Origin of the sequence: Dawidia soli, assembly GCF_018598185.1 — a bacterium.
GTDB classification, from domain to species: Bacteria; Bacteroidota; Bacteroidia; order Cytophagales; family Cyclobacteriaceae; genus Ohtaekwangia; species Ohtaekwangia soli.
In genome coordinates, this window is sequence record NZ_JAHESC010000093.1 from 1 (window position 1) to 9754 (window position 9754).

The following is a 9754-nucleotide window of genomic DNA, read 5'->3' on the forward strand; positions in this document are numbered from 1 at the left end:
GTTCCTGTCCATCTACTCCTCCAACCTCGACGAGTTTTACCGCGTGCGCGTGCCCGCGCTCATGGCCTTGCAAACGCTGGCCACCAAAAGCGACGGCCGCGACCTGCCCGATGTCCTGCCGGACGTCACAAAAACCATCCATGCGCAACAGGAACAGTTCGGACAGACCATGATCACGCAGATCCTGCCCGCGCTGCGGCGGCACGACATCCGGCTGCTCTACCATGAGCCGATCCCCGACGTGATCCTGCCCGCCGTGCACGACGTCTTTGCGCACGACGCCTCCACCTTCCTCCACATCATACCGCTGTCCGAACGTACCGACTTCTTTCCCGAGAACAACACCCTGTACCTCGTCATTGCCCATGCCGACGCGGCCGGCACCGAGCGCATCAGCCTGGTACGCGTGCCCACGCACCACCTCCCCCGGTTCTATAGCATTCACCACGACGGCACCCGGTATATACTTTTCCTGGAAGACATCATCCGCGCCAACCTCGGCAAAGCCTTTGGCGAAGACCACATCCACGCCTGCCACGGCTTTAAAGTGACCCGCGATGCCGAGCTCGACCTGGAAGACGAGTTCGAAGGCAACCTGGCCAAAAAGATCGAGCGCAAGATCACGCAGCGGGACCTGGGCTTTGCCACCCGGTTCCTGCACGAGCCCGGCATCCCGGCACACATCCTCGCCTACCTCAAAAAACGGCTCGGGCTGAAGAAGGCGACCTTTGTGCAAGGCGGCTCGCACCACAACCTCAAAGACCTGGCAACGCTGCCGTTAAAAGATCCGTCCTTCTCGTACCCGCCCTGGACCACCCGGGCCTATCTCCCCAACAATCCCGAAGGCTCGCTCTGCGAAGAGATCCGCGACCGCGACATCCTCCTGCATCCGCCGTATCATACCTACCACGCCGTGCTCCGCTTCTTTAACGAAGCCTCCATCGATCCGCACGTCACCCGCATCTACGTAACGCTGTACCGCGTCGCGCACGACTCGCGCATTGCCCATGCGTTGATCAACGCCGCGCGCAACGGCAAGAAGGTGACCGTCTTTGTCGAGCTCAAGGCGCGCTTTGACGAAGCCAACAATTTACATTGGATGAAAAAGATGAAGGCCGCGGGCGTACAGGTCATCCAAAGCCTGCCCGGTCTGAAAGTACACGCCAAGATGGCCATGCTCAAGCGCAAGACCGTGACCGGCACCGAATACCTCGGCCTGCTCGCCACGGGCAACTTCAACGAAAGCACCGCCCGCTTCTACACTGACCACATCCTGTTTACCGCGCATCAGCCCATGCTGCTGGAGATCGAAAAGGTATTCCGGTTCCTCAAACAAAAGAGACGCCCCGGTGCAATACCGCCGATCACCTTCCGCTACCTGCTGGTGGGCCAGTTCAACCTGCAGCAGCAGTTCATCCGGCTGATCGAGCGCGAGATCGCCTTTGCCGGCAAAGGCATCCCCGCCGCCATCACCATCAAGCTCAACAACCTGGAGGACAAAGTACTGATCGGCAAACTCTACGACGCCTCGCGCGCCGGCGTACAGGTGTCGCTTATCGTGCGCAGCGTGTGCTGCCTCATCCCCGGCGTACCCGGCATGAGCGAAAATATCACCGTGCGCCGCATCATAGACCGTTACCTGGAGCATGGACGCGTCTTTATCTTCCACAACGCCGGCGACGAAGAAGTCTACCTCGGCTCCGCCGACTGGATGAACCGGAATATATACCGGCGCGTAGAGGTCTGCTTTCCCTTGCGGGACGAAGCGTTAAAAACGGTCGTTAAAAATATCGTTCGCCTGCAGCTGCAGGACACCGCACAGGCCGTGCTCCTCGACGACCACCTGCGGAATATACCCGTGACACCGCCGCCGGGCGTTGCCCCCGTACGCTCGCAACAACAGATCGCGGAAATGATCTAGCGGGCTGGGCGCTGCCGGATCATTGTGAGCCTGTATAGCGCACATAGAAATAATGATTTGATAATACGGTATATACCTCAGACCAACACCGGCCTGTTACTTTTGTGTCATAGGATTTGGGTTAATGAAAAAGGAGTGGCTTTCGGGTTGCTCCTTTTTTTTGTTTATCCCTTTTTGCCATAGAACAGTGTATGAAGTATACGCCCGCAATCAATAATAATTTCATAACACGCTATAGCGAGCGGTTTTCCGGCGCGCATGTACCTTTGTGTCATTAGGACTAGGTTATGATAAACGGAAAAGTAGCGGTTGAAAGATCGCTACTTTTTTGTACCGTGTCGCAACACTAGCGTGTACCAAAGGCTTTGTTGAGCGCTTCCGTACGGTTCTGGACGTGCAGCTTGCGATAGATGTGATGAATGTGCTGACGCACCGTGCCCGTGCTGATGCCGAGCTTGTCGCCGATCTCTTTGTATAACAATCCCTTGGCGAGATAATCCAGCACCTCGCGCTCGCGCGCCGACAGGCTGCTGCTACCCGGCACCACCTCGGCCGGCCGGAACGACCCCACCACCTTCCGGGCGATGGCCGCGCTCATAGGCGCACCGCCCCCGTGCAGCTCGCGGATGGCCTCCACGATCTTGTCCGGAGAAGCGTTCTTGAGTAGGTAGCCATTCGCACCCGACGACAACGCCAGGAAGATCTGCTCCGAATCTTCATATACCGTAAACATCAGGAACTGGATCTCCGGTCGCACCGCCTTGACCTGACGCATACACTCGATGCCGCTCATGCCCGGCAAACTGATGTCCATCACCACAACGTCGGGTGGATGCTGCAACAAACCCACCAGGGCGTCTTCGGCCGACGCATAGACGAACGGGCAGGAGAAGTCCTTCCCCTGGTTCAACAGGAATTTCAGGCCTTCCCGTATCTCCAATACATCTTCTACAACGGCCAGGTTTATCGTATCCATGAGGCAAGATGGGTTAAGCCGTACCGCTCGATCAATAGAACAAAGGTTATACAGGTAAAACTGTCTCCAATTGGACGACGGTTCCGTTGTCGCCGTACACGCGCAACGCACCCCGCAACTCGCGTGCACGTTTTTGCATATTGCGTAACCCATTGCCTAACAAGGCCTCTGGTGCCGCAGATAACCCCCGGCCGTTGTCGCGGATGCTGACGCGCAAGGGAGTAAAGCTATGGAAGTCGATCGTCACTTCGCTTGCGCGGGCATGTTTGACAATGTTGTGCAAGGCTTCTTTTACCACCAGGTAGATCTGGTGCCGGTCGTGTTGCGACAGTTGGACGTCGGGAATGGGGGCATGCACCTGGCAAGTGAACTGAATGTCCGCATTCCGCAACATATCGTCCGCCTGCACCCGGATGTAGGCCACCAGGTCTGCCAGGGAGTCGTTTTCATGGCTCATCGCCCAGATGATCTCGTTCATCTTGTCGATGAGCTTGGAAGCGATGGTTTCCATTTTGGCCGATAACGTGGCATGCTCCTCCGGCGCCTGGCGCAACGCGCGGCTGATGAACAACATCGACGTAAGGCCACCGCCCAGGTCGTCGTGCAGCTCTTCACTGATGCGTTGCCGTTCCAATACCTGCCCGTCTACCGTGGCCTTCAGGCGGATCGTCTCCTGCTCGGCTTTCAGCGACTGGACCGCGGCCTGGTGTAACTGCTGGCGTTGCCGGTAAAACAGCACGGCCAATACCAGCAGCACGAGCATGAGCACGCATACGACGATCGCCGCGATCAGCCAGAAGCGATGCTGCTCCGTTTCCGTGGCCTGCTGCTGTAACAGCAGGTCCTTCTGCAAAAGCTCATTGCGCTGCTCACCGACCTTATAGAGCGTCTCGAGCTCCTGTACATCCTTCAGCAGCGTCTCGTTCAGCAGCACGTGGTTGAGCGAGTCGTGAAGCTCGCGGAAGTGGTCCGCGGCATCGTAGCGCCCCAGCACCAGCTGCACGTCCGACTGCAGCAAGTAGAGCGCTGCCATCACCTCCTTCTGGTCGTGCGCATGCGCATAGACCAGCCCCTGCTCGATATACGCCTCGGCCCCCTCGAACTTATGCTGCTGGAACAACCCCGTGGCTATGCCCTTATAAACAAAAGCCTTACCCGACACATCCTGCAACGAGTCTGTCAGTGGCAGCGCGCGCAGGAAAGCCTCCATGTACTGCACCACCAGGTCCTTCTCCATATAGGCTTCGCCCATGTTGATCAGGGCCGTCTCCTGCATGTTCAGATCGTATACCTCCTGCCCGATCTTCAGCGTACGCTGGTAGATCTCCAATGCTTCATCCGTACGGCCCAGGTCCTTGAGCGCGTTGCCCAGGTTGATGCAGGCGTTGCCGATGGCATAGGGGTCGTCGAGGCGTTCGCCCAGGGCCAGCGCCTGCTTCGCATACCCCAAGGCCTTTTCCGGCTGGAGCAGGTTGCGGTATAACCCGCACAGGTTGCTGTACAACATGGCTACCGCCTGGTCCTGGCCAAAGGCCTTCATGACCGGCAACGACTTCAGGTAATAATCGATGGCGGCACGGTAGTCCTCCTGGTACTGGCACACAGCCCCCAGGTTGGCGTAAGCCTTGCCGAGCTGCATCTTTAATCCATGACGGCCGGCGACGCGCACGGCCTCTTCGTTGAGCTTGCGCGATTCGGCAAACTTGCCCTGTACATTGAGCACCGCCGTGATGTTGGCAATGTACGACAACACCCCCGCCGGGTAGCCGAGCTTGTCGCTGAGCGTCCGGGCGGCCGTATAATAAAATATGGCAGAGTCCTGATCGGAATTTTCGTATTGCTGGCCCGTGGTGATCAGCGTCTGTACCTTGTTGGTGTCGTCGGGCAGGCGGCGCAGTACCTGCCGCAGGCTGTCCTTGTCCAGGCCCATCATCATCTGCGCCCGCAAGGGTGCAATCATCCCTACGGCTACCAGCAGGGCACCGACCGTACAAATCCGCCGCCACACGACCTGAATGGAATCGCTCATACGCCGAAAGATACAAAATCCTCCGTCACAGGAAGTTCCGGCGATAAAAGGCCACGTACAACCCCGCCACATACGTCTTGGCATCCTGGATGCCCCCTTCTTGTAAAAGGTGCCGGAATTCGCCAGTGGTCAGCTCCACCAGCTCGATCTGTTCGTGCTCGCTCTTCAGCCCGCCCCCGCCGGCTTCCAGCTTGTCGGCATCCGTCACGGCGGCATAATAGATATTCAGGCGCTCGGAGCTGTAGCCGGGGGACGCAAAGCACGATACCAGCAGCGAGAGCTGCTCCGGCCGGATGCGATAGCCCGCCTCTTCTTCCGTCTCACGCAGCGCCGCCTGCTCGGGCGTCTCCCCCGGGTCCAGGCGCCCCGCGACGATTTCCAGTATCGACTCCGGGACCTTTGCCGCCACTGCGTAGCGGAACTGGCGGGTAAGAACGATCTTCTGCGTATCGGTATTAAACAGCAGCACCGCCGCCACATCGGGACGGTTGACGCGGTAGCGCGGAAACACATTATCATCCGCGTCGCGCACCGTGGCCTTCTCCACTACAATGCCCTCGCGGAGCAACACCTCTTCTTTTTCGATCTTCATAGGAGTTATGAGTTGTTTGAGTCTTGAAGATAGCGTGTAAAAGGGCCATTCCCTATCGGGGCCGGTACACGGCCGATTTTACGCGCCGTACGCCATTTCGGAGCGCAATCGTATGCGGAAAAAAGCGGACATTTTAGGACAAAACGGCCATATCCGGCAGCCCCCGGCACCTGACGCTTGCTTAAGTCGCGGCCATTATATTCTTTCGGACGGTATTTATAAAAGACCTCGGAGTTTCCCCAAAATTACTTCGCCCGGTGCCGGATGCAGGGGGGATAACCTAGACTTGCGCTACACTCAAGCTAGACTCAAGCTAGTGATGCGCTAGTGCTAAAAGGACTATAACGTCAGTCGCGCGACCCTCGCGATTGAAGTGGGTATGTCGATATAACGCATAGATTTTGCTGCCTTACCGCGGCTCCTTTTGGGGCCGTCACGGGATGTTATTGTAAACAATTAACCAACCTATATACTTATGGCAACATTAAAAAAAGGGCTCGACATAACCGGGCCGTTAGGGAATCTCAGCATCTACGAGATGCGCGGTGTAGACAAAAAAATTGTGCGTCAGAAAGGTGGTGCCGATCGCAGTGATATCCTGCACGGCGAAAACTTTGCCAATACGCGGCGGCACCACAAGGAGTTTAGCGCTGTCGCTCGGGCGGCGCAACATGTGCGGTGGACATTTCATACGCTTCGCGACTTGTCCGGCGGGTTTAATTTCAGCGGACCGATAAATGCGCTGATCAGGCTTGTGCAAAAGCAGGATGCAGTGAGCGAATGGGGCACCCGCAATATCGTGCTGTCTCGGCACCCCGATGTGTTACGAGGTTTCCCACTAAACAAGGCCAACCTGTTTGACTCGATCGTGCGAACAACGTTGGACTGGTCATTGGACCGCTCCACGCGTTCTGCCTGCGTAGCAATACCGGCGCTGATGCGCGGTATCAATTTCCTGCCGCAAGACGACCACGCGCTTTTCCGCTTTGAAATCTCCCTGGGCATGGCCCCGGACTTCCGCTATGATCACATCCGAAAAGAACACCTGCCCCCGGCGTGGTACGGCGGCCTCCACAACGGCACCGGCACGCGTCGTGCGGCAACACCGTGGTATGCCGCCAAGCAAGGCTGTCCGTCTTCCGCGCTGGAGATAACACTGAACCGGGCAACGGAAGACGAAGCGTACACGCTGATACTGGCGATCGGCATTCGCTTTGGCGCGTTATTCGGTGATAGTATCGTGAAGGACGTGAGATATGCCGGTGCCGCCAAGATCCTGGCCGTAGCAGGAGCCGAGGCTACTCCGGCGTAACGTGCAGCAAATACCGGCGCGACAGCATCTCGCGCCGTCGTGACGGGTCGAGGAACCCGATGTTGAAGCTCGAGGCATTGTAGTTCACAGCCTGCTCCAGGGTGTCGATCCGGACGGGCAGTGTCGTGAGCTGCTCAAGCCCCTCGGGACCGGTGACGAGGTAATGGGGAGCGGGGGAAGTTGCCACCTGCGCCACGGTCCTGAGGGGAATGTCGGCCTTCATATAAAAGCCGAAGTCATAGCAGGCTTCAAAGCCGGCCAGGCTGTAGACGTTATCAACGGGTACCTTACGCGCGGCGGCCCTGGCGGCCAGCGCGCGGCCGGCCTGGAACTTCAGCGCCTCGGGGTAGTAGTGAAAGGTCATGACAAAGAACAGAAACACCCCCAGCGACAGCGACATCAGGATCACTTTGCTGGTGCGGCCCAGGCTGTTCTCAAACAAAAAGAATACGGTGACCGAGAGCAATATCAGAATGCCGGTCATGGTGGGCAGGTCCCGTACCGGCAGGCAATAATCGCACAGCACGATGATACCGATGATGACGAGCGTCGCCAGGATCTGCTGCGACACGATGAGCCGGTCCTTGGTCCGCGTGCGGCAGCGCAACAGGAACGCCGCCGTGAAGATGGCCAATAGCGGAAACGTGACGTGCAGATAGTGCGGCCATTTCGTGGACAGGAGCGTCAGCATGATCACGGCGATGACCGGCGCGATGCCCGTCAGGATCTCGCGCTTGCGGTTGCGCAGGCCTTTTCGAAAACGGTAGGAGATCTCCTTGGTATAGGCCGCGATGCACACCAGGCTCCACGGCAGGAAGGCGCGAAAGAATGTATGCAGATAAAATACAGGGCCGGTACGTTTCACAAAACGGTTCACCTGTCCATGATACCCGTAGATCATCGGCGCGATCAGCGCCAGCGTTACAGCGGCTACGACCACCCACGGAAAAAGGCGCATGCCTTTCCGCCACGAGCGCTGTTGTAAAATATATAACCCGACGACCAGCACCGGCATCCATACGGCGATGCTGCCCTTGGCTGAATACCCGATGCCCATGGCCACCCCCGCCATGACGGCGTGAAGCCCGCGGTTATTGGCCACCAGCAGCACCATTTGCCAGGCGGCACACACGATGCAAGCCGTCAGGATCGCATCGAGGCGCGGATCGTTGCACGCCAGTACAAACCAGCACGACGACGCGAGCATGATCGTAGCAACGATACCGGTCTTTTTGGTGTAGAGCAACGTCCCCAACCGGTAGGTGGCATAGAGGCACAGAAGTGTGGCGAGGAAGGACGGCAGCCTGAACGCGAAGGCCGAGATACCCAAGAGCTCAAAGCTCATGCCCGCCAACCATACGACTATGCCATCGGACACAGCATACTGACCGGTTTTATACCGGTGCAACACCTGGGCTGCATCGCGGGCGGCATCCTGCAGCAATAGCGGGCTCATCAGGCCCTGCAGGTAGATGGCGCCAAGCACGCAGGCGAAGATCGCGTAGTATACGCGAACGGGAATGCGGATGCGTTCCAAGAATGTTTCCAGCAAGAGGTGTATCGACTTCGACTGCATAACATTTTATGCTATGCAAAATAGCGTCCCGTGGGGAAAAGTATATTACCCCAACATCATGCTATCGTACCTTGTCTATTAATTCTTACGGATGCGCCGGCAGGTAACGCTGAAGCAAACGGTCTATTTCCTGGTAGAACAACTGGTCGTTGCCGGCGGCTAGCGAGGTGGTGCCATGCTCCATGATCTCGCGCACCAGCCCTTCGTAGTGCACGCGGTCGAGTGCGGATTGCCGCAGCTGCTTCAACGCCATCCGTATAAACTCTACCTTGATCCGCGATACATCGCGCACCTGGAAACGTGTCTGAATATACTCGCGCAGATAGTTACCGTTCAGCAGATCGCCGACGAGGTCATTGCGGATCAGCGTGAGCAGCTCCAGTGTTTTCTCCAGCGGCCACGGTATGGACGTTTTAGGATGCTTCATAGAAGGCCTTTTTTTCGGCAACGGGCTCCGCCAGCGCCTCGAGGGTTTTATGGTAGTTCGGTAGCGTAATAAAGAACGACGACCCCTCCCCCGGCGCTGACGTCACGCGTACCCGGCCCTTCAGCCGTTTGAGGGTTTCATGGAAGACGAATAACCCGAGGCCCGACCCCTTGGAGTCTGTGCTGGCCCGGTAAAACATATCAAAGATCTTATCGATGTGCTCGGCTTCTATACCGATACCGTTGTCACGCACCTCGATCGTTGCTTCATGATCGTTCACGGTGATAAATAATTTGATATAGGACTGTTCCTTGTCCGGATCGGAATAGCGGATGGCATTCGAGATCAGGTTGTTTAACAGGATGGTGACGCGGTTGCGATCGGAGTAGAACGGCACCACCTCGTGAATAACCGTTTCGCGCACCAGACGTGCATTCCCGGAAGGGAAGCTATGCCCCTCGAAGATCTCTTCTACCAGCTGGTACAGATCCAACCGCTCGGGTTTGATGAGCAGGCGTTTGTTCTTGGAAAAGCTCACGATCTGCGCGATGAACGCGTCCGAGCGCTGAATGCTTTTTTCCATCATGTCAAAATATACCACCAGGTCCTCCTGCCGGTTGTCGTACCGCATGATGTTGATCAGACCCAACAGCGACGTCAGTGGCGAGCGCAGGTCGTGCGCCGTGCTGTATAAAAAATTATCCAGCTCGCGGTTGAGCTTCTTCAACTGCCGGTTCTTGCGTTTGAGCAGCTTCGACTTGGACTGGATCTCCTTCAGCTGTGCATTGGTTTGATGCATCAGGATGTTAAAGGCCGCGGTAAGCGCGTTGATCTCGTTGGCCGCGTGGCGCACGTTGAAGTCGATCGGCCCCGGCTTTTTATGCACGATCGACATCCGCACCAGCGCCGCCAGGCGCGCGA

8 protein-coding genes are annotated in these 9754 nt (G+C 57.4%); 2 read left to right on the forward strand and 6 right to left on the reverse strand.

The annotated features are described in order from the left end of the window. On the forward strand, positions 1 to 1921 hold a 1921-nt coding region (gene ppk1 / locus KK078_RS29935), incomplete at its 5' end, for a polyphosphate kinase 1 (protein ID WP_254094640.1). A 346-nt stretch (positions 1922 to 2267) separates the two neighbouring features. On the opposite strand, the gene KK078_RS29940 is transcribed toward ppk1, so the two are convergent. The 3 genes from KK078_RS29940 to KK078_RS29950 are packed head-to-tail and all read right to left on the reverse strand — an operon-like array spanning position 2268 to position 5518. Next, positions 2268 to 2897, reverse strand: coding sequence for a response regulator (locus KK078_RS29940; RefSeq protein ID WP_254094642.1), 630 nt, complete (start codon positions 2895 to 2897; stop codon positions 2268 to 2270). A gap of 46 nt (positions 2898 to 2943) precedes the next feature. Next, entirely contained in the window at positions 2944 to 4926 is a 1983-nt protein-coding gene (locus KK078_RS29945) for a tetratricopeptide repeat-containing sensor histidine kinase (RefSeq protein ID WP_254094644.1), read from the reverse strand. Positions 4927 to 4951: 25 nt separating this feature from the next. Next, entirely contained in the window at positions 4952 to 5518 is a 567-nt protein-coding gene (locus tag KK078_RS29950; protein ID WP_254094646.1) for an NUDIX domain-containing protein, read from the reverse strand. Between the two features lie 475 nt (positions 5519 to 5993). Here KK078_RS29950 and KK078_RS29955 point away from each other — a divergent pair, with 475 nt between their 5' ends. Further along, entirely contained in the window at positions 5994 to 6830 is an 837-nt protein-coding gene (locus tag KK078_RS29955; protein ID WP_254094648.1) for a hypothetical protein, read from the forward strand. Here the strand turns inward: KK078_RS29955 and KK078_RS29960 are convergent. The 3 genes from KK078_RS29960 to KK078_RS29970 all read right to left on the reverse strand — a co-directional run. After that, complete coding sequence (locus KK078_RS29960) at positions 6817 to 8406, reverse strand: ArnT family glycosyltransferase (protein ID WP_254094650.1); 1590 nt, start codon at positions 8404 to 8406, stop codon at positions 6817 to 6819. The genes KK078_RS29955 and KK078_RS29960 overlap by 14 nt on opposite strands. 85 nt (positions 8407 to 8491) lie before the next feature. After that, positions 8492 to 8833, reverse strand: coding sequence for a hypothetical protein (locus KK078_RS29965; RefSeq protein WP_254094652.1), 342 nt, complete (start codon positions 8831 to 8833; stop codon positions 8492 to 8494). Beyond that, the coding region (locus tag KK078_RS29970; RefSeq protein WP_254094654.1) for a sensor histidine kinase at positions 8820 to 9754 on the reverse strand (935 nt) is incomplete at its 5' end. The genes KK078_RS29970 and KK078_RS29965, both read right to left, overlap by 14 nt.

Coding starts and splice junctions, on each gene's coding strand:
- KK078_RS29940 (WP_254094642.1), bottom strand. CDS start 2,897: ATGGATACGATAAACCTGGCCGTTGTAGAAGATGTATTGGAGATACGG.
- KK078_RS29945 (WP_254094644.1), bottom strand. CDS start 4,926: ATGAGCGATTCCATTCAGGTCGTGTGGCGGCGGATTTGTACGGTCGGT.
- KK078_RS29950 (WP_254094646.1), bottom strand. CDS start 5,518: ATGAAGATCGAAAAAGAAGAGGTGTTGCTCCGCGAGGGCATTGTAGTG.
- KK078_RS29955 (WP_254094648.1), top strand. CDS start 5,994: ATGGCAACATTAAAAAAAGGGCTCGACATAACCGGGCCGTTAGGGAAT.
- KK078_RS29960 (WP_254094650.1), bottom strand. CDS start 8,406: ATGCAGTCGAAGTCGATACACCTCTTGCTGGAAACATTCTTGGAACGC.
- KK078_RS29965 (WP_254094652.1), bottom strand. CDS start 8,833: ATGAAGCATCCTAAAACGTCCATACCGTGGCCGCTGGAGAAAACACTG.